Genomic DNA, 19,351 nt, shown 5'->3' with positions numbered 1-19,351 from the left:
GGCGGCGGCTGGGGCGCGGGCTCGGGCGCCCGTGCGGCCGGCGGCGGTGCGGGCGAAGGCGGCGCCGGTGCGGCGATCTCGACAAGGGTGAAGCCGCCCTCCGGCTCGGCCGCCTGCCGGCGCGCGGCCTCGGCGCGCTCGGTGCGCGTGGGCGGCAGCGGCGGCAGGACCGGGGCGATCAGCACGAGCAGCACCATCAGGTGCAGGGCGACCGCCAGCGCCATCGCGAGCGCGCTGAAGGGGCGGGTCCAGACGAAGCGCTCGAGGAGTCCCGGGCGGGTACGGCGGTGGCCTGGCGATCTCGGAGCGGCTGCGGTCACGGGCACCCGTCGGGCTGCGGAAGGGCGAAGAACGCCGGCGCCGCCTGGCGCGGCCGTCGCGGGACGATGCCCGGCGGCGCATGAACGCCAGCGGATGGTGAAGACGGTGCGAAGGCGGGCGCGCGGCGCATCGCCGTGCGGTTCAGGCCTGCCGCTGGATGTACGGTGCGTCGCCGGTCGCGTGGTCGGTCGCGTCACGGACCGCCGTGAGCCCGGGGACCCGCGCCAGCAGCGTCTTCTCGATGCCCTGCTTCAGGGTCACGTCGGCCATGCCGCAGCCGTGGCAGCCACCGCCGAAGCGCAGCACGACCACGCCGTCGGCGGTGATCTCCTCCAGCGCCACCCGGCCGCCGTGGGAGGCGAGCTGCGGATTGATCTCGGTCTCGATCAGCCAGCGCACCCGCTCGACCGGCGAAGCGTCCTCGCCCGGTACGTGGCCCTTGATCTTCGGCGCGCGGATGTTGAGCTGGCCGCCGGTGCCGGCGGCCACGTAGTCGATCTCGGCCGCGTCGAAGTACGGCGCCACCTGCGCATCGACGTAGAGCACGAAGCCCTCGCACTCGATCGCCCACTCGTCGCCGTCGAGCTCGTCGGCGTCGCAGAACTCCAGGCGCGCATCCGCCCGGGGCGTGCCCGCCTCCACCGCCGACAGGCGGATGCCGACGGCGTCGCCGCCCTGGGTCTCGAGCAGCCGGCGGAAATGCCGCTGCGCGTTCTCGCTGATCTGGATCATGCGCGGATTCTAGCCCACCAACCGCCACCGCCCGGTGACTCGCGGCATGCCGCGCCTATACTGGGCGGCCCGATCTTCCGACGGACCGACGGCATGAACGACCTCACCCCGCTGCACGCGGCACACTGCGTGGCGCGCCGTGGCGCCGAGCACCGCCTGACCGAAGCGCGCGTGCGCGAGCTGCTCCCCGAGATCGCAGGCTGGGAACTCGTCGAGGACGGGCGCGCGCTGCGCCGCACCTTCCGCTTCGCCGACTACTACCGGACTATGGCGTTCGTGAACGCCCTCGCCTTCATGGCGCACCGCGAGGACCACCACCCCGACCTCGGCGTGCACTACGACCGCGTGGTCGTGCGCTACTCCACCCACGACGTGGACGGCCTGTCCGAGAACGACTTCATCTGCGCCGCGCGCGCCGACCGCATCTTCGCGGACGCGCCGGCCTGAGCAGCCGCTCCGGCCGCATTACCCCAGCCGGTCGAGCGCCTCGGCGAGGTCCGGCGCCAGCGGCGCGTTCAGCACGTAGGGCGAACGCCCGTCGTCCAGCGCGAACTCCAGCGACGCCGCATGCAGGAACAGCCGCCGCAGCCCGGCCTTGTCGCGCAGCCGGCGGTTGACCTCCGGATCCCCGTACTTGTCGTCGCCGGCCACGGCATGGCCGAGATGGGCGGCGTGCGCGCGGATCTGGTGGGTGCGGCCGGTCTCGATGCGCACCTCGCAGTAGCTCTGCCCGCCACGGCGTTCCAGGACGGTGAAGTGGCTGCGGCTGGGCTTGCCCGTGGGGTCGACCCGCACGTGCCGCTCCCCGCCCTGGCGCAGGCCGACGTGCAGCGGCGCGTCCACGGTGAGCGTGCCGTCGGGCAGGCGTCCGGTGAGCAGCGCCAGGTAGCGCTTGCCGATCCCGCCCTCCTCGCGCAGCAGCGCCTGCAACTGCAGCAGCGCGGAGCGCTTCTTGGCGATCACCATCAGGCCGGAGGTGTCGCGGTCGAGCCGGTGCACCAGCTCCAGCGGCTCCCCCGGACGCAGGGCGCGCAGCAGCTCGATCACGCCGAAGCTGATCCCGCTGCCGCCGTGCGAGGCGACGCCCGAGGGCTTGGAGATGGCGAGCAGGGCGCGGTCCTCGAACACGATGGACGCCTGCATGCGCTCCAGCAGCGCCCGCGGCGGCACGGCCGCCTGCCCGGGCTCGTCCGGCTTCACCGGCGGCAGGCGCACGTCGTCGCCCGCGGAAAGGCGCGATTCCGCCTTGGCCCGCTTGCCGTTGACCCGCACCTGCCCGCTCCGCACGAGCTTGTAGACCAGGCCTCGGGGCGCGCCCTTGAGCTGCCCGAGCAGGAAGTTGTCGAGGCGCTGTCCGTCGCGGTCGTCGGGCACGCGCACGTGACGGACGCCGACGGGATTCGTTTGGTCCGCCATGGGCAATCGACTCTGATACACTAAGGCCGCGAGATAACGTCCTGATTTCGTTGCAAGTCGGCCGAAAGCCTGCCTGTGGCGGATCCTGCAACGACGCTGCCGACGCCCCTCGGGGGCGGCCATGTTAGCGGCCGGCGCGGGCGGACGGATAGATCGTCCCGGCCCGGGCGATGTCCGGATCGCGGCCATACCGCCGCGCGTTCGCGCGCGACGGACGTATTCAACGAGCGCTCCCGTGGGCAACGCCCAGCGGTCCGGTAGCAGCGCTGGAAGTTTCGGCAGGGCCGCATCGCCATCGCGACGCGGCCGTCGCAGTGCCCCGCACCGGGCGAAGGCCCGGTCGGATCAAGCGCGACTGCCCAGGCAGCCGGCGTTCTCGCGGTCGAGCGCGTGAGGACACCAATCAATGAAGCGGATGCTCATCAACGCGACCCAGGCGGAAGAACTGCGGGTCGCGATCGTGGACGGCCAGACCCTCTACGACATCGACATCGAACAACCCTCGCGCGAACAGCGCAAATCCAACATCTACAAGGGCCGCATCACCCGGCTCGAACCCTCCCTCGAAGCGGCCTTCGTCGAATACGGCGCAGAGCGCCACGGCTTCCTCCCGCTGAAGGAAATCTCCCGCGACTACTTCCGCGAAGGCGTCGACCCGAACAAGGCGGGCCTCAAGGAGATCCTGCGCGAAGGGCAGGAAGTCGTCGTCCAGGTGGACAAGGAAGAGCGCGGCAACAAGGGCGCGGCCCTGACCACCTTCATCTCCCTGGCCGGCCGCTACATGGTGCTGATGCCGAACTCCCCCACCGCCGGCGGCGTCTCGCGCCGGATCGAGGGCGAGGACCGGCAGGCGCTCAAGGAGGCCATGGACAAGCTGACCATCCCCGACGACATGGGGGTGATCATCCGCACCGCGGGCGTGGGCCGCGACGCCGATGAACTGCAGTGGGACCTGGACTACCTGCTCCAGGTCTGGCGCGCCATCACCGATGCCGCCCTGTCGCGGCCGGCGCCCTTCCTGATCTACCAGGAGTCGCGTCTCATCATCCGCGCGCTGCGCGACTACCTGCGCGCCGACATCGGCGAGATCCTGGTCGACACCGAGGAACTCTACGCCGAGGCGCGCGAGTTCATGGAACAGGTGATGCCGCAGCAGCTGCGCAAGCTGAAGCACTACACCGACAACGTTCCGCTGTTCAACCGCTACCAGATCGAATCGCAGATCGAGGGCGCCTACGAGCGCCAGGTCCGCCTGCCCTCGGGCGGCTCCATCGTCGTCGACCAGACCGAGGCGCTGACCGCCATCGACGTCAACTCGGCGCGCGCCACCAAGGGCGGCGACATCGAGGAGACGGCCTTCCACACCAATCTGGAGGCGGCCGAGGAAGTCGCCCGCCAGTTGCGCCTGCGCGACCTCGGCGGCCTGGTGGTGATCGACTTCATCGACATGTCCTCGTCCAAGCACCAGCGCGAGGTGGAGAACCGCCTCCAGCAGGCGCTCAAGAACGACCGCGCGCGCGTGCAGATCGGGCGCATCTCGCGCTTCGGCCTGCTGGAGATGTCGCGCCAGCGCCTGCGTCCGAGCCTCGGCGAATCCAGCCAGATCGTCTGCCCGCGCTGCGACGGCCACGGCCGCATGCGCAGCGTGGAGTCGCTGTCGCTGTCGATCCTGCGACTGGCCGAAGAGCACGCCATGAAGGACAACACCGGCCAGGTGCTGGTGCAGGCGCCGCCGGAGATCGCCAACTACCTGCTCAACGAGAAGCGTCGCGCGCTGAGCGAGATCGAGGAGCGCCACAAGGCGCCGCTGGTCATCGTCGCCGACCAGCAGATCGAGACCCCGCACTTCAACGTCAGCCGCATCCGCGAGAACGAGCTCGGCGAGGAGACCAGCAAGCCGAGCTACCACCGCGTCAGCCCGCGCAAGCTCGAAACCCACGCGCTCACCAAGGCCAACCTCAACATCCCGCCGCCGGCGGTCACGCACGTACGCCCTGCCGCACCCGCACCGGTGCGCGAGCCCGAGCCCGCACCGGCCCCCGCTCCCGTGCAGGAAGCGCCGGCGCCGACCCACTCGGCCGGCCTGATCGAGCGCATGGTGCGCTGGTTCCGCGGCCAGCCCGCCGTCGCACCGGCCCCGGCGCCCGCGCCGGAGCGCAGCGCACGCGGCACCGAGGCCGGCGAGCGCCGCGGCGAGCGCCGTCGCGGTCGCCGCGACGAGGAGAACCGCCGCGGCCGCGGCCAGGGCGGCAACGGCAACAACAACGGCAACGGGCGCGGCAACGCCCAGCCGGCCGCCGCCGGCGGCCAGCAGCAGGAGGGCCGCGGAAAGCGCAACAAGGGCCAGCAGGGTCAGCAGCCCGCACGTGAGGCCACGGCCGAGGCCGGACGCAACCAGCCGCCCCGCGACAAGCAGCAGCGGCCGCCCCGCGAGCGCCAGGAGGCGCGTACGGAGCAGACCGCAGCCGCGAACGAACGGCCGCGGACCGACGCCGTGCCGGCCGCGTCCAGGCCGGCACCCGAGGCGGCAGGCGCAACGGCCGCCGCTGCGGTGGCGGTCGACGCCGCAACGGAGACGCGCGCCACCCCGCCGCAGTTGCAGACCTCCGAGCCGGTGACGCAGGAGAACGCCGACGCCCGCAACCAGGACGGCGCACCTGCGCCAGTCGAGGGCGGCGCCGAGGCCACGTCCGAGACGGGCGGCCGCCGTCGCCGCGGCCGTCGCGGCGGTCGCCGCCGTCGTCGCGGCGAAGCGGGTGCGGGCGATGACGCCAACACCGCTCCGCAGTCCGAGCTCGACTTCGACGACGACGCCGGGGACGCGATCGACGAGGGCGCCGAATCGACGCCCGGCGCACGCAGCGCGGCCGCGCGGCTCGGCCTCCCCGCCGAGGCGGTGGAGTTCCTCGAGGACGCACCGCGCGACCAGGCGGACGTGGCACCCGTGACCGTGGGCACCCCGGCCCTCGACGAGGACGTCGCAGTCCAGGCCGATGCCGCGCCGGAAGCCCCGGAACGGCCCGCACGCGCACCGCGCAGCCGTCGTCCCGCACGGGACGCCGCGGTGGCGGAATCCGGCAGCGATGCCCCGCCGAAGGGCGAACCCGCCGCCCCTGCCCCCGCTCCGGCCCCCACCGTTGAGGAGGTTCCGCCGGCCGCCGCGACATCGGAGCCGGCTTCCGAGCCGGTCGCGCAGGAGCAGGCCCAGGAGGGCCTCGCAGCCGATGCCGCGCCCGCCGCGGAGGTGCTGCCGCCGCCCCCTGCGACCGCACCGCGCAGCCTTGCCGACGCCGACGGCGCGGAGACCGCCGGTGCGCGCGGCGCGGAAGCGCCGACGGCCGATCACGCCGACGCCGCACATCCGCCCGCACCTGCGGCCGCAGCGCCCGCCCCCGCGACGGCGCCCGAGCCGGCGACGGAGGTCGAGCGCGCCGAGGCCGCTTCCGAAGCGGTGGGCGACGCGATCGCCCTGACGGCCGACGATGCCCCCGCAGCGCCTCCGGTGGAAGAGGCAGAGCCGGAACCCGCTCCCGAGAGCGAGCCCGTGGCGCAGCCCGAGCCGGTGGCTTCCGACCGCGACGCGGATGTCCAGGAGCGCAAGCCCGACGAGCGCGGCTGACGCTCCGCAGACGGCACGACGAACGGCCCCGAAAGGGGCCGTTCCCGTTTCTGCAGCACGTGCGCCGGAGCGCAGACGCCCGCGGCGCCTCGCGGCTCGGGCTCGCGGAAAGGCAGCATCAGGCAGGCGCCGTTGCCGACCTCACTCCTCTTGCAGGCGGACGCAACGATGGAACACGCGACCGCGGCCGCGACACGGCAGCGCGATGCGTCAGAGCGCTTCTTCCGGCGTCAGCAGGCCGTACTGCCCGGCGAGTCGCGCGAGCGAGACCGTGTCCTTGAGCTCGAGCTTGTCGAGCAGGCGGTACTTGTGGGTCGCGACCGTCTTCGGACTGAGGCACAGCCGCTTGGCGATGTCCTCCATGCGCCGGCCCTGCGAGAGCATGAGCGCGATCTCCAGCTCGCGCGGCGTGAGCTGGTCGAAGGGCGAGCGCTCCCCGCCGAGCGACCCGAGCGCCAGCATCTGCGCGACCTGCCCGCCGAGATAGCGGCGGCCGGCCGCCGCATCGCGTACCGCGCGCAGCAGTTCGCTGGCGTCGCCTCCCTTTCCGACGTAACCACTGGCGCCAGCCTCCAGCAGGCGACGCGGCAGCGGGCCGTCCTCCTGCACCGAGACGATGACCACGCGCACGGGTTCGTTCGCACGCATCAGCCGCTCGGTGACCTCGAGCCCGCTGACGCCGGGAAGGTGCAGGTCGCACAGCACCACATCGGGCGCAAGCGCGCGGATCAGCGGCAGTCCCTCCTCGCCACTGGCCGCCTCCCCCACCACCTCGATGTCGGGCTCCGCCGACAGGATCATCCGGAAACCGGCGCGCACCAGCGCGTGGTCGTCGAGCAGAAACACACGGATCGTCATGACCCCATTCCTCCCCATCGTCCCTGGCCCCTGTACGGAGGCCGAGCCTAAGCCCGCGTGAAGCCGGGCGCAACGGCGCGATCCCGGTGGCTGAAGAGGCGAAGAACCGGTTCCGAGGCCCGGTGCTGTTCGGGCGGGCGCGGCAAGAAATTTCCCACCGTTCTCGTCGGGCTTTTCCTACTGCGACAGCCCGTCCGACTCGGACGAACTTACCCCTGTCTACCGCCATGGAGCGCGTCGGCCTAAAGCGCACCGCGATCTACGGCGCAATCGCGGCCGGGACCTTCCCGAAGCCCGTGAAGGTCGGCGCAAAATCGCTGTGGGTGGACACGGAGGTCGAGGCCTGGATCACCCGGCGCATCGCCGAGCGCGATGTGGGTGGAAACATGGGTAGCGATCAGGCTGCCTGACCGAAACCCGCGCCCCGCTTGGCTTTGCGGGGCCGAACTGGCGGAGAGAGTGGGATTCGAACCCACGGTGGCATCGCTGCCACGCCGGTTTTCAAGACCGGTGCCTTAAACCGCTCGGCCATCTCTCCGAGGGTGCGGATTCTCGCACGCCCGCGGCGCGGACGGGTCAGTTGCGGGCGACCAGCTCGGGGCGGGCGACGGGGGCATGGGCGCCGTTGCGGTGCATGCTGCAGTCCAGGCGCGAAGCCTCGATGAGCGGCGGCATGCGCTCGGCGAGGAAGTCGATGAACAGGCGCACCGCCGGCAGCAGGCCGCGGCGGGAGGGGAACACGGCGTGGCAGATGCCCTGCGGCAGGTTCCACTGCGGCAGGACGACTTCCAGCGCGCCGGTACGCACTTCCTCCGCGCACATGGTCTCCGGCAGCAGGGTGATGCCCAGGCCCTGGATTGCGCTCTCGCGCAGCAGCGGGAAGTCCGAGCCCATCAGGCGCGGCTGCAGGTCGATGCGGGTCACGGTGCCGTCGGGGCCGTGCAGGTCCCAGCGCTGGCGGCTGTCCTCCTCGCTCATGCTGAGGGTGACGTGCTGGGCGAGGTCGTTCGGATGCGAGGGGCGGCCGGCGCGGTCCAGGTAGGCGGGGCTGGCGACCAGCAGTTCCTGGATGTGCCCGAAGCTGCGCATCACCAGGCTGCCGTCGTCGTTGAGCTGGCTGCGCACGCGCAGGGCGACGTCGAAGCCCTCGTTGATGACGTCCACCCGCCGGTTGCTCACCACCAGTTGCAGGCGGACCTGGGGATGCATGTTGAGGAACTGCGGCACCAGCTTGGCGAGCTGGGTCTGCGCCAGGCCGACCGGCGCGCTGACCTTGACCAGCCCGCGCGGTTCGGCGCTGAGCCGGTCGACCACTTCCCGTGCCGACTGGGCCTCGGCCAGCATGGCCTGGGCGTGGCGGTAGACGCTCTGGCCGACGTCGGTGACGGCGAAGCGGCGCGTCGAGCGCTGCAGCAGGCGCACGCCGAGGTCGTTCTCGAGCTGGGCGATGCGCCGCGACAGGCGGGACTTCGGGATGCCCAGCGCGCGCTCGGCGGCGGCGAAGCCGTTGTGCTCCACCACCATCGCGAAGTAGTAAAGGTCGTTCAGGTCCTGCATGAGGCCGTCCAGAAGAAACCGCGCGGCGCGCGTGGCGTTCCGCATGCTAGCGCGGTCGAAATGAAAAGGATGCAGCGTTGCAGCAATGGCGCCGTCATCCGATGCGCTCTGCCCCGCCGAGGTAGGGTCGCAGCGCCGCGGGGATCGCGATGCTGCCGTCGGCCTGCTGGTGGTTCTCCATCACCGCGACGAGGGCGCGGCCCACGGCGACGCCCGAGCCGTTGAGCGTGTGCAGGGGCTCGGGCTTGCCGGTGTCGGGGTTGCGCCAGCGCGCCTGCATGCGGCGGGCCTGGAAGGCCTCGCAGTTGGAGATCGAGGAGATCTCGCGGTAGGCGTCCTGCCCGGGCAGCCAGACCTCGAGGTCGTAGGTGCGCGCGGCCGAGAAGCCCATGTCGCCCGAGCACAGCAGCATGCGCCGGTAGGGGAGCTCCAGGCGCTCCAGCACCACCTCGGCGTGGCGGGTCATCGCCTCGTGCACCGCCGCCGACTCGTGCGGCCGGGCGATGGCGACCAGCTCGACCTTCTCGAACTGGTGCTGGCGGATCATGCCGCGCACGTCGCGGCCGTAGCTGCCGGCCTCGGCGCGGAAGCACATCGAGTGCGCGGTCAGGCGCATCGGCAGCTGCGCGTCCTCGACGATCTCGCCGCGGACGAGATTGGTCAGCGACACCTCGGCGGTCGGGATGAGGTAGCGCCTGGCGTCGCCGACCTGGGTCTGGAACAGGTCCTCCTCGAACTTCGGCAGCTGGCCGGTGCCCTGCATCGACTCGGGATTGACGATCAGCGGCACGCTGGTCTCGAGGTAGCCGTGCTCGCGGGTGTGCAGGTCGATCATGAACTGGGCGAGCGCGCGGTGCAGGCGGGCGAGCTCGCCGCGCATGACCGTGAACCGCGCCCCGGAAAGCTTGGCGCCGGCCTCGGCGTCCAGCCAGCCGTCGCGCGCGCCGAGCTCGACGTGGTCCTTCGGCGCGAAGTCGAAGCTGCGCGGGACGCCCCAGCGGTGCTGCTCGACGTTGTCCTGTTCGTCCCTGCCCTGCGGCACGTCGGCCTGCGGCAGGTTGGGGATGCCGAGCACGATGGCCTCGAGCTCGCCGCGCAGGGCGTCCAGGCGCGCCTCGGAGTTCTTGAGCTCGTCGCCGATGCCGGCGACCTCGGCCATCAGCGGCGCGGTGTCCTCGCCCCGGGCCTTGGCCTGGCCGATGGCCTTGGAGCGCGTGTTGCGCAGGTTCTGCAGCTCCTGCGTGCGCGTCTGCAGCGCCTTGCGCTCCGCCTCCAGCCGCTCGATGGAGGCCACGTCCAGCTCGTAGCCGCGCAGCGTGCGCAGGCGCTCTGCGGTGGCATGGAGGTCGGCGCGCAGGAGGGCGGGATCGAGCATGTGCGTGGTTCCGGACGGTCGGCCGCGGATTATCGCGGCCGCCGCGCGGGCACGGCAAACCGCGGCACGGGTTTGCGGAGGCGGCGGCCGACGCCGTAACGTCCGCCCTCCCCTGCAGCCGTTGCGAATGCCGTGCCGATGCAAGCCACGCCGCCGCCCGACGACACCGCGCCCGATCCCGCCACGGCGCCGCCGGCACGCACGGGCTGGCCCGCGCGGCTGGGACTCGACCGCCCGCACGTGGCGCTGCTGTTCTTCGCCGGCGCCCTGGGCTGCGGCCTGCTGCTGACCGGCCTGTGGGTGCTGCGCCAGCCCGATCCCGATGCACCGCCGCCCGCCGTCGCGGCCGACAGCGGCGGCCTCCCGCCGCCCCGGGTCGCGCCCCTGCCGGCGCCCTCCAGCCAACCGCTCGACCTGCCGCCGCTGGCGCCCCCGGTCCGCGAGGAGATCGAGGACGAGCCGCCCCTCGCAGCGGCGCCGCTTCCGCCCGAGGACGACTTCGACCGCAGCGGCTGGGAGCGCATCGGCCCCGGCCCCGCGGAGCCTCCGGCCGGCGCGGCCACGGCCACCGCCACGACGCGGTCCGCAAGCCCGCGCGCCGACGCTTCGCCGCCACCGCCCTACCCCTCGCGCGCACTGCGGCGCCGGGAACAGGGCGAGACCGTGCTGTCGGTCAGCGTGGATGCCGACGGGCGGGCGAACCGCGTGCGCGTGATCCGCAGCAGCGGATCGCGCACGCTGGACAACGCGGCCCAGGCCGCCGTGCGCCGCTGGCGCTTCGAGCCGGCGATGCGGGACGGGCAGCCGGTCGAGGACGAGATCCAGATCCCCATCGGCTTCAGCATCGACTGAAGCCGCCGGCACCGGCCGGGACGGCGAGGCGGCACGCGACCACACCCTAGGGCCTGGCGAAACGACGCCGCATTGACTTGGATCAATGGCGGCACCCGACCGCGCGCGGAGACTGCGCCCCGGATACCCAGGGGACCGTGCTCCATGCAGGCCGTCGAAACCTACAACGACAAGGTCGTCCGCCAGTTCACCATCGCCACCATCGTGTGGGGCGTGGTGGGCATGGCGGTCGGCGTACTCATCGCCGCCCAGCTCGCCTGGCCGGCGCTCAACTTCGAGATTCCGTGGCTGACCTACGGGCGGCTGCGCCCGCTGCACACCAATGCGGTGATCTTCGCCTTCGGCGGTTGCGGCCTGTTCGCGACCGCCTATTACGTGGTGCAGCGCACCTGCCGCACGCGGCTGTTCAGCGACCGGCTCGCCGCCTTCACCTTCTGGGGCTGGCAGGCGGTCATCGTCGCCGCGGCCATCACCCTCCCGCTCGGCTACACCCAGGGCAAGGAGTACGCCGAGCTCGAATGGCCGATCGACATCCTGATCGCCGTGGTCTGGGTCAGCTTCGCGGTGGTGTTCTTCGGCACCATCGTCAAGCGCCGGGTCAAGCACATCTACGTGGCGAACTGGTTCTACGGCGCGTTCATCCTGACCGTCGCGGTGCTGCACATCGTCAACAACATCTCGGTGCCGGTCGGGCCGATGACCTCATACTCGGTCTACACCGGCGCGGTCGACGCGATGGTGCAGTGGTGGTACGGCCACAACGCGGTGGGCTTCTTCCTGACCGCCGGCTTCCTCGGGATGATGTACTACTACGTCCCGAAGCAGGCGCAGCGCCCCATCTACTCCTACCGCCTGTCGGTGGTGCACTTCTGGGCGCTGATCTCCATCTACATGTGGGCGGGCCCGCACCACCTGCACTACACCGCGCTGCCGGACTGGGCGCAGTCGCTCGGCATGGTGTTCTCGCTGATCCTGCTGGCGCCCTCCTGGGGCGGCATGATCAACGGCATCATGACCCTCCAGGGCGCGTGGCATAAGCTCCGCACCGACCCGATCCTCAAGTTCCTGATCGTCTCGCTGTCGTTCTACGGCATGGCCACCTTCGAGGGGCCGATGATGTCGATCAAGACGGTCAACGCGCTCTCGCACTACACCGACTGGACGGTCGGCCACGTGCATGCCGGCGCGCTCGGCTGGGTCGCCTTCATCACCTTCGGCGCGCTCTACAACATGATCCCGCGCCTGCTCGGGCTGGAGCGCATGTACTCGGTGCGCGCCATCGAGCTGCACTTCTGGATCGCCACCCTGGGCGTGGTCGTCTACATCAGCTCGATGTGGATCGCCGGCGTCATGCAGGGCCTGATGTGGCGCGCCACCAATCCCGACGGGACGCTCGCCTACACCTTCATCGAGTCGGTGCGGCAGACGATGCCGTACTACATCGCGCGGCTCGTGGGCGGCGTCATGTTCCTCGCGGGCATGGTCCTGATGGCCTGGAACACGTGGAAGACCTGGGCCCAGTCCAAGGGGCCCGCCGAGATCGCCGTGCCGATGGCGCCGGCCGCGGCCCACTGAGCGGAGGCGCAGACATGAAACACGAGATCGTCGAGAAGAACGTCGGCCTGATGGCCATCCTCATCGTGCTGGTGATCAGCATCGGCGGGCTGGTGGAGATCGTGCCGCTGATGTTCCAGGCGCAGACCATCCAGCCGACGCAGGGCGTCAGGCCCTACCCGCCGCTGGAGCTGGCCGGGCGCGCCGTCTACCTGCGCGAGGGCTGCTACAACTGCCATTCGCAGATGGTGCGCACCCTGGCCTCGGACACGCAGCGCTACGGCCACTACTCCATGGCGGGCGAGTCGGTCTACGACCGGCCCTTCCAGTGGGGCTCGAAGCGCACCGGCCCGGACCTCGCCCGCGTCGGGGGGCGCTACTCCGACGCCTGGCACCGCGAGCACCTCATCAACCCGCGCAACGTGGTGCCGGAGTCCAACATGCCGGCCTACCCCTGGCTCGAACGCAACCGCATCGACGCGCGCCGGGTCGAGCGGACCATGCGCGCCTTCGCGGCCCTGGGCGATCCCTACACCGAGGAGGACTTCGCCTCCATCCCGGAGCAGCTCGCCGGCAAGACCGAGATGGACGCGGTGATCGCCTACCTGCAGGGCCGCCTGCCGCCGCCGGACGCGCCGGACGACCACGGCGTCGGCGCCACCGAGACCGCGGCCGCCGACGCACCGCCGCAGCAGCCGGCCGGAGGACGCTGACATGGGTTCGGGCATCGTCACCGCGGTCCTGCTGGTGATCTTCGTCGGCATCACGCTGTGGGCGTGGAGCCGGCGCCGGAAGAAGGATTTCGACCAGGCGGCGCAGCTGCCGCTGGACGACGAAGACGAGGAGCAACGCTGATGTCGGCTTCATGGAGTTGGTACGTCATCGTGCTGACGGTGCTCAACATCGTCGGCCTGGTGTGGCTGCTGTTCGCCACCGCGCGCAGGCGCCCCGCGGACGAGAAGCCGGCCACCGATACCGGTCACACCTGGGACGAGGACATCCGGGAACTCAACAACCCGCTTCCGCGCTGGTGGCTGTGGCTGTTCGTGCTGACCGTCGTGTTCAGCATCGGCTACCTGGTCGCCTATCCCGGCCTGGGCAACATCCCCGGGCGGCTCGGCTGGACCTCCGAGAAGGAGATGCTCCAGGCGATGGCCGACAACCGCGCCCGCCTCGACGCCGTTTACGCAGGCTTCCGCGGGAAGCCGCTGGACGCGCTCGTCGACGATCCCGACGCGGTGAAGATCGGCCGCAACGTCTTCGCCAACAACTGCGCCGGCTGCCACGGCTCCGACGCGCGCGGCGCCACCGGCTACCCCAACCTCGTGGACGGCAACTGGATCCACGGCGGCGACGCGGACGCGGTGGTGGCGAGCATCCTGCACGGCCGGATCGGCGTCATGCCGGGCTGGGGCAGCGTGCTCGGCGACGATGGCGTGCGCGAGGTCGCCGACTACGTGCGGCGCCTCTCCGGCCAGTCGCACGTGGACACGCTGGCGATGCGCGGCAAGTCGCGCTTCGAGGCGATCTGTGCCGGCTGCCACGGCGTCGACGGACGCGGCAACCCCGCGCTCGGCGCACCGAACCTGACCGCCAACGCCTGGATCTACGGCGGCAGCCGCGAGGCCATCCGCGAGACCATCGCCAACGGCCGCCACAGCGTCATGCCCGCCTGGGATCGCATCCTCGGCGAGGACCAGGTGCGCCTGGCCGCGGCCTGGCTGCTCGCGCAGGAGCGCGACCTGCGCGAGGCAACCGCCGACGACGAGGGCATCGCGCTGACGGGAGGCGGGCGCTGATGCGTGCCGCGACCGACCCGCACGGGCGCCGGCGCAATCGCCTGCGCGTCGGCGGCGCGGTCGCGTGGCCGTCGTTCTTCGCCGCGGGCGTGTCGACGATGGTGTTCTTCGCCGTTGTCGACCCGCTCGCGCTCGCCGCCGGCACCTGGCCCCAGCTTCCGGTCTCGCGGATGGGCGGCTACACCATCGGCTTCTTCATGTTCTGGGCGGCCACCTTCTCGGCCAGCCTGTTCACCGCCTGCCTGCTGGCGATTCCGCGCCGGCCCCGGATGCCGCGATGACCCGCCCGATCAAGCTCGACCTGGTCGACGCGCCGGCGGAGTCGCTGTACGCGAAGCAGCCCAAGGTCTACCCGCGCGAGATCAAGGGCCGCTTCCAGCGCCTGCGCACCGCCGCGGTGTTCTGGCTGCTGGGCATGTTCTACCTGTTCCCGTGGATCAGCATCGGCGGGCAGCAGCTGGTGCTGTTCGACCTGCCCGCGCGCCAGTTCCACGTGTTCGGCCTGACCTTCTGGCCGCAGGACTTCTTCCTGCTCGCCCTGCTGCTGATGCTGGCGGCGCTGACGCTGTTCTTCTTCACCGCCCTGGCCGGCCGCCTGTGGTGCGGCTACGCCTGCCCGCAGACGGTATGGACCGAGGTGTTCCTCTGGATGGAGCGCTGGGTCGAGGGCGACCGCAACAAGCGCATGAAGCTCGACGCCGCGCCGTGGACGCCGCGCAAGCTCGCGCGCAAGGCGGCCAAGCAGGCGCTGTGGATCGGCTTCGCGCTGTGGACCGGCCTCACCTTCGTCGGCTTCTTCGTGCCGATCCGCGAGCTGGTGCCGGCCATCGCCACCTTCGAGGTCGGCGGCTGGGCGGCGTTCTGGATCCTGTTCTACGCCTTCGCGACCTACGGCAACGCCGGCTTCCTGCGCGAGCAGGTCTGCAAGTACATGTGCCCCTACGCGCGCTTCCAGGGCGCCATGTTCGACCGCGACACCCTGATCATCAGCTACGACGCCGCGCGCGGCGAGAACCGCGGGCACCGCCGCCGCAGCACGCCCAGCGTGCTGGAGCGCCGCGGCGCGGCGGGCATGGCCGCGGACCCCGCGGTCGCGGGCCTGGGCGACTGCATCGACTGCAAGGCCTGCGTGCAGGTCTGCCCCACCGGCATCGACATCCGCGACGGCCTGCAGATCGAGTGCATCGCCTGCGCCGCCTGCATCGACGCCTGCGACGACGTGATGCGGCGCATGGACTACCCCGCGGGACTGATCCGCTACACCACCGAGAGCGCGATGGCCGGCGCGCGCACGCGCATCCTGCGCCCACGGGTGTTCGCGTACGGCGCCCTGCTGCTGGCCATCGCCGGCGCCTTCGCCTGGGGCGTCGCCGGCCGCGCGCCGCTCATCGTCGAGGTCCTGCACGACCGCAACGCGCTCTACCGCGAAGTCGCCGACGGCGGCATCGAGAACAGCTACGCGGTCAAGCTGGTGAACAAGACCGACCGGCCGATGGCCCTGCACCTGTCGGTGGACAGCGCATTGCCGCTGCGCGTGATCGGCCGTCCGCGCGTCACGCTCGCGCCGGGCGAGGTCCACTCGCTGCCCCTGACCCTCCGCGACGCCGACGGGGCCGTGCGCGGCCGCCACCGCATCGAGGTCGTCGCGGAGGCGGCCGCGGCGGACGACGCCGAGCCCCTGCGCATCGCGGCCCGCACCCATTTCTTCGCCCCGGAGGCGCCATGACATCCCCTCGCCCGCAACCTTGGTACCGCGTCCCGGAGGTGTGGCTCATTCTGCTGCTCCTGAGCGCCACGGTGACCGCCTCGCTCATGCTCGTCCGCACCGCGCTGGCCTCGCCGGATCGCTACGTGGAGGTGCAGTCCTCGGGCGTGAGCAAGATCCCGCCGATCGTGAAGGTCGAGCACGACCACCTCGACGACGGGGCCGCGGACTGACGCCGATGGCCTGCTTCCACTGCAACGAGCCCATTCCGCCCGACTGCAGCCTCGTCGCCCGGGTCGGCGGGGTCGCGCGCCCGGTGTGCTGCATCGGCTGCCGCGCCGCGGCGGAGTGGATCGAGGGGCTGGGGCTCGGCGACTACTACAGCCTGCGCAGCGAACCCGCCGTGCGCGGCGAATCCGACCGGCCGGACTTCGGCGCCTGGGACCGCCCGCAGCTTGCGCGCCTGCACGTGCGCCGGCGCGGCGACGGTCGCGCCGAGGCGGTGGTGCTGGTGGAAGGGCTGCGCTGCGCGGCCTGCGCCTGGCTGATCGAGCACGCGCTCGGCCGCCTGCCGGGCGTCCACGAGGTCGGCGTGAACGCGCCGGCGCGCCGGGTGCGCCTGCTGTTCGACCCGGAGCGGACGCGCCTCTCGACGCTGCTGGAGGCCATGGCGCGGCTCGGCTACGTGCCGCAGCCGCTCGACGCCGAGGCGCTGGACTCCCTGCGCCAGCGCGAGACGCGGGACGCGCTCAAGCGCCTGGTCGTGGCCGGGCTCGGCGCCATGCAGGCGATGATGTACGCGGTGGCGCTCTATGCCGGCGCCTTCGACGGCATCGATCCGGCGGTGCGCGACTTCTTCCGCTGGGTCGGCTTCGTGGTCGCCACGCCGGTCGTGCTCTACTCCGCCCGGCCCTTCTTCGCCGGTGCGCTGCGCGAATGGCGAAGCCGCCGGCTCTCGATGGACACGCCGGTCGCCATCGCCATCGGCCTGATCTACGTCGCCAGCCTCGTCGAGACGCTGCGCGGGGGCCACGAGATCTACTTCGACTCGGTCACCATGTTCGTGTTCTTCCTGCTCACGGGGCGCTATGTCGAGATGCGCGCGCGCCACCGCGCCGGGGACGTGGTGGATGCCCTCGCGCGCCTGCAGCCGACCCTGGCCGAGCGTCGCGGCGCCGACGGCTACGAGCAGGTCGGCGTGCACGAGCTGGAGCCGGGCGACGTGGTCCGCGTGGCCGCGGGCGCCAGCGTGCCCGCCGACGGCGTGCTGGTCGGCCCGGCCTGCCGGGTGGACGAGTCGCTCCTGAGCGGCGAGTCGACGCCGCGCCGGCACGCGCCCGGCGACGCCCTGATCGCGGGCAGCCTGGTGCTGGACGGGCCGGTGGAGGTCCGCGTGCAGCGCGTGGGCGCGGAGACGGTGCTCTCCGGCATCGTGCAGATGGTCACCCGCGCGGCGACGCGGAAGCCGCGGCTCGCCCGCATGGCCGACGTCCGTGCGACCCACTTCGTGATCCGCGTGCTCACCCTCACCGTGCTCACCGCGCTCGGCTGGACGCTGGTGCGCCCGGAGCAGGCCTTCGCCGCCGCCCTCGCGGTGCTGGTGGTGAGCTGCCCCTGCGCGTTCGCGCTGGCGGTGCCGTCCGCCCTGACCCGCGCGCTCGCCGTGCTGGCCCGCCGCGGCGTGCTGGTCATGGACGCCGATGCGCTGGAGGCCTTGGCAGGTGCGGACTGCGTGGTCTTCGACAAGACGGGCACCCTCAGCCTGCCCCACGTCGATCCTGCCGCGGTCGAGGTACTGCGCGGCAGCCGGCGCGAGGCGCTCGCGCTGGCCGCCGCGCTGGAGCAGGGGAATACGCATCCGCTGGCCGCCGCCGTGCGCGCCGCGGCCGGCGATGCGCCGCTGCCCGAGGCGGTCGATCTCGCCCAGGTCGCCGGCGCCGGCGTCGAGGGCAGCATCGACGGCCGGCGCCTGCGCCTGGGCCGGGCCGACTTCGCGGGTGGGGACGGCGGCGACGCCCTGCTGCTCGCCGACGCCGACGGCCCGATCGCCCGCTTCCCGGTCGGCGAGCGGCCGCGGCCGGGCACCGCCGACCTGATCGCCCGCCTCCAGGCCGAGGGCATGCGCGTGGAGATCCTCAGCGGCGACGCGCCGGCGCGGGTCGCGGCGATGGCCGCCACGCTCGGCATCCGCGACTGGCAGGCGGCGGCCACGCCGGCGGACAAGCTGGCGCGGGTCGCCGCGCTGCGCGAGGGCGGCGCGCGCGTGGTCGTCGTCGGCGACGGCATCAACGACGCGCCGGTGCTGGCCGCCGCGGATGTGGCGGTGGCGCTCGGCTCGGGCACCGCGCTGGCGCAGGCGGTGAGCGGCCTGCTGCTCACCGGCGAACGCCTGGACGGCGTGCTCGAGGCGCGCCAGCTCGGGCGCCGCATGCTCGCGGTGCTGCGCCAGAACCTCAACTGGGCCCTGGGCTACAACCTGTCGGTGGTGCCGCTCGCCGCGTTCGGCTTCGTGCCGCCGTGGCTGGCCGCCCTCGGCATGTCGGCCAGCTCGGTGGTGGTCATCATGAACTCGCTGCGCATCGACCTGCCGGCCGCGCCCGCGGGCGAGGCCGGCGCGACGCGGGAGGCGCTGGCATGAACATCATCCTTCTTCTCATTCCCCTGAGCATCGTGCTGCTGTGCGTGGGTGTGTGGGCCTTCTTCTGGGCGGTGAACCATTCGCAGTTCGACGATCTGGACACGCCGGCGCTGACGCCGCTGTCGGAGGACCGCCCGCTGCCGCCGCGCGGGTCCGGGGAGCCGCGCGCCGAGGACGGCGACGCCCGCTGACATGGCCTTTCCCGACACCCTCGGGCTGTTCGCCGCATTCCTGCTCGGCCTGTTCGCCAGCGGCCACTGCCTGGCGATGTGCGGCGGCATCTCCGCCGCGCTCGGCATCGCGACCGGCCGCGACGCGCACGGACGCACGCGGCTGGACCTGCTGGTCGGCTACCAGCTCGGGCGCATCGCGTCCTATGCGCTGGCGGGCCTGCTGATCGGCGGCCTGCTCGGCGGGCTCATCGCCCAGCTCGACGCGGCGCCGGTCCGCCAGACGCTGCGCATCGGCAGCGCCGCCGCACTCGCGCTGGCCGCGCTGGTGCTGCTCGGACGCCTGCGCGACCCGGGCGCGCGCCTGGGGCACCGCGCCTGGCGCCGGCTGGCGCCGCTGGGACGCAGGCTGTTCCCGGTGAACAGCCTGCCGAAGGCATTGGCCTTCGGCGCCATCTGGGGCTGGATGCCCTGCGGCTTCGTCTACACCGTGCTGCTGATGGCCTCGCTCAGCGCGCGCCCGCTGCAGGCGGCGGCGGTCATGCTGGCCTTCGGGCTCGGCACCCTGCCCGCCCTGCTCGCCACGGGCATCGGCGCGCAGCGCGCCCTGGCCTGGTCGCAGCGCCCCGCCCTGCGCCGCAGCGCGGGCGTCGCCCTGATGGCCTGCGCCGCGCTCGTCCTCGCCGGCCCCTGGCTCGGCGCCCAGTTCCCCGGCCTGCACGCCTGGCTCCCGGCGGATTGCCTTTGAGTCGGGA

Annotated in this window: 18 protein-coding genes, 1 tRNA gene and 2 pseudogenes; 14 read left to right on the top strand and 7 right to left on the bottom strand. The window is 72.4% G+C overall.

Going from position 1 to position 19,351, the window contains the following annotated elements; translation table 11 throughout:
- Positions 1–320, bottom strand: a pseudogene (locus tag ACFO3Q_RS07350) (hypothetical protein); the annotation flags it as partial.
- Positions 321–462: 142 nt separating this feature from the next.
- On the bottom strand, positions 463–1,053 hold the full coding sequence (locus ACFO3Q_RS07345) for an NfuA family Fe-S biogenesis protein (protein ID WP_377003997.1): 591 nt from the start codon (positions 1,051–1,053) through the stop codon (positions 463–465).
- A 93-nt stretch (positions 1,054–1,146) separates the two neighbouring features.
- On the opposite strand from ACFO3Q_RS07345, the gene ACFO3Q_RS07340 reads away from it, so the two are divergent.
- Positions 1,147–1,500 (top strand): 4a-hydroxytetrahydrobiopterin dehydratase, encoded by a 354-nt coding sequence (locus ACFO3Q_RS07340; protein WP_377003996.1) that lies wholly within the window; start codon positions 1,147–1,149, stop codon positions 1,498–1,500.
- An 18-nt stretch (positions 1,501–1,518) separates the two neighbouring features.
- Here the strand turns inward: ACFO3Q_RS07340 and ACFO3Q_RS07335 are convergent, their stop codons facing one another.
- Positions 1,519–2,469, bottom strand: a complete 951-nt coding sequence (locus ACFO3Q_RS07335) for an RluA family pseudouridine synthase (RefSeq protein WP_377003995.1) — start codon at positions 2,467–2,469, stop codon at positions 1,519–1,521.
- 415 nt (positions 2,470–2,884) lie between these two features.
- Here ACFO3Q_RS07335 and ACFO3Q_RS07330 point away from each other — a divergent pair, with 415 nt between their 5' ends.
- Positions 2,885–6,088 (top strand): Rne/Rng family ribonuclease, encoded by a 3,204-nt coding sequence (locus ACFO3Q_RS07330; RefSeq protein WP_465251329.1) that lies wholly within the window; start codon positions 2,885–2,887, stop codon positions 6,086–6,088.
- Positions 6,089–6,298: 210 nt separating this feature from the next.
- Here the strand turns inward: ACFO3Q_RS07330 and ACFO3Q_RS07325 are convergent, their stop codons facing one another.
- Positions 6,299–6,946 (bottom strand): response regulator, encoded by a 648-nt coding sequence (locus tag ACFO3Q_RS07325; RefSeq protein WP_377003994.1) that lies wholly within the window; start codon positions 6,944–6,946, stop codon positions 6,299–6,301.
- A gap of 227 nt (positions 6,947–7,173) precedes the next feature.
- Between ACFO3Q_RS07325 and ACFO3Q_RS07320 the strand changes: the two genes are divergently transcribed.
- Complete coding sequence (locus tag ACFO3Q_RS07320; RefSeq protein ID WP_377003993.1) at positions 7,174–7,356, top strand: helix-turn-helix transcriptional regulator; 183 nt, start codon at positions 7,174–7,176, stop codon at positions 7,354–7,356.
- 38 nt (positions 7,357–7,394) lie between these two features.
- Here ACFO3Q_RS07320 and ACFO3Q_RS07315 read toward each other — a convergent pair.
- The 3 genes and pseudogenes from ACFO3Q_RS07315 to serS form a co-directional block, all read right to left on the bottom strand.
- A tRNA-Ser gene (locus ACFO3Q_RS07315) sits at positions 7,395–7,484 on the bottom strand.
- A gap of 101 nt (positions 7,485–7,585) precedes the next feature.
- Positions 7,586–8,503 (bottom strand): annotated as a pseudogene (locus ACFO3Q_RS07310) (LysR family transcriptional regulator); the annotation flags it as partial.
- A gap of 94 nt (positions 8,504–8,597) precedes the next feature.
- Positions 8,598–9,878, bottom strand: coding sequence for a serine--tRNA ligase (gene serS, locus ACFO3Q_RS07305; protein WP_377003992.1), 1,281 nt, complete (start codon positions 9,876–9,878; stop codon positions 8,598–8,600).
- Positions 9,879–10,016: 138 nt separating this feature from the next.
- Here serS and ACFO3Q_RS07300 point away from each other — a divergent pair, with 138 nt between their 5' ends.
- The 11 genes from ACFO3Q_RS07300 (at position 10,017) to ACFO3Q_RS07250 (ending at position 19,344) form a co-directional block, all read left to right on the top strand.
- Positions 10,017–10,730, top strand: a complete 714-nt coding sequence (locus tag ACFO3Q_RS07300; RefSeq protein WP_377003991.1) for an energy transducer TonB — start codon at positions 10,017–10,019, stop codon at positions 10,728–10,730.
- Positions 10,731–10,874: 144 nt separating this feature from the next.
- Positions 10,875–12,305 (top strand): cytochrome-c oxidase, cbb3-type subunit I, encoded by a 1,431-nt coding sequence (gene ccoN / locus ACFO3Q_RS07295; protein ID WP_377003990.1) that lies wholly within the window; start codon positions 10,875–10,877, stop codon positions 12,303–12,305.
- 14 nt (positions 12,306–12,319) lie between these two features.
- The gene (ccoO, locus tag ACFO3Q_RS07290; RefSeq protein ID WP_377003989.1) at positions 12,320–12,997 is read left to right on the top strand and encodes a cytochrome-c oxidase, cbb3-type subunit II; all 678 of its coding nucleotides are present in this window, start codon (positions 12,320–12,322) and stop codon (positions 12,995–12,997) included.
- Position 12,998: 1 nt separating this feature from the next.
- Positions 12,999–13,139, top strand: a complete 141-nt coding sequence (locus tag ACFO3Q_RS07285; protein WP_377003988.1) for a cbb3-type cytochrome oxidase subunit 3 — start codon at positions 12,999–13,001, stop codon at positions 13,137–13,139.
- Complete coding sequence (gene ccoP / locus ACFO3Q_RS07280; RefSeq protein WP_377003987.1) at positions 13,139–14,083, top strand: cytochrome-c oxidase, cbb3-type subunit III; 945 nt, start codon at positions 13,139–13,141, stop codon at positions 14,081–14,083. Before ACFO3Q_RS07285 ends, ccoP begins: the two co-directional genes overlap by 1 nt.
- Positions 14,083–14,364, top strand: a complete 282-nt coding sequence (locus ACFO3Q_RS07275) for a hypothetical protein (protein ID WP_377003986.1) — start codon at positions 14,083–14,085, stop codon at positions 14,362–14,364. Before ccoP ends, ACFO3Q_RS07275 begins: the two co-directional genes overlap by 1 nt.
- Positions 14,361–15,809 carry a cytochrome c oxidase accessory protein CcoG gene (gene ccoG / locus ACFO3Q_RS07270; protein ID WP_377003985.1) on the top strand — a complete coding sequence of 483 codons (1,449 nt, stop codon included), beginning with the start codon at positions 14,361–14,363 and terminating at the stop codon, positions 15,807–15,809. The genes ACFO3Q_RS07275 and ccoG overlap by 4 nt, the downstream gene beginning before the upstream one ends.
- Complete coding sequence (locus ACFO3Q_RS07265) at positions 15,806–16,021, top strand: hypothetical protein (protein ID WP_377003984.1); 216 nt, start codon at positions 15,806–15,808, stop codon at positions 16,019–16,021. The genes ccoG and ACFO3Q_RS07265 overlap by 4 nt, the downstream gene beginning before the upstream one ends.
- A gap of 5 nt (positions 16,022–16,026) precedes the next feature.
- Complete coding sequence (locus ACFO3Q_RS07260; protein ID WP_377003983.1) at positions 16,027–18,426, top strand: heavy metal translocating P-type ATPase; 2,400 nt, start codon at positions 16,027–16,029, stop codon at positions 18,424–18,426.
- Positions 18,423–18,617: a cbb3-type cytochrome oxidase assembly protein CcoS gene (ccoS, locus tag ACFO3Q_RS07255; protein WP_377003982.1), complete on the top strand. Its 195-nt coding sequence runs from the start codon at positions 18,423–18,425 to the stop codon at positions 18,615–18,617. Before ACFO3Q_RS07260 ends, ccoS begins: the two co-directional genes overlap by 4 nt.
- Position 18,618: 1 nt before the next feature.
- Positions 18,619–19,344: a sulfite exporter TauE/SafE family protein gene (locus ACFO3Q_RS07250; protein WP_377003981.1), complete on the top strand. Its 726-nt coding sequence runs from the start codon at positions 18,619–18,621 to the stop codon at positions 19,342–19,344.
- The last annotated feature ends 7 nt before the right edge of the window (positions 19,345–19,351 follow it).

The sequence above is a fragment of the Coralloluteibacterium thermophilum genome (assembly GCF_042654365.1).
Classification (GTDB): domain Bacteria; phylum Pseudomonadota; class Gammaproteobacteria; order Xanthomonadales; family Xanthomonadaceae; genus Coralloluteibacterium; species Coralloluteibacterium thermophilum.
The sequence above is the reverse complement of the archived record's forward strand: the minus strand, read 5'-3'. Positions and strand labels throughout refer to the sequence as shown.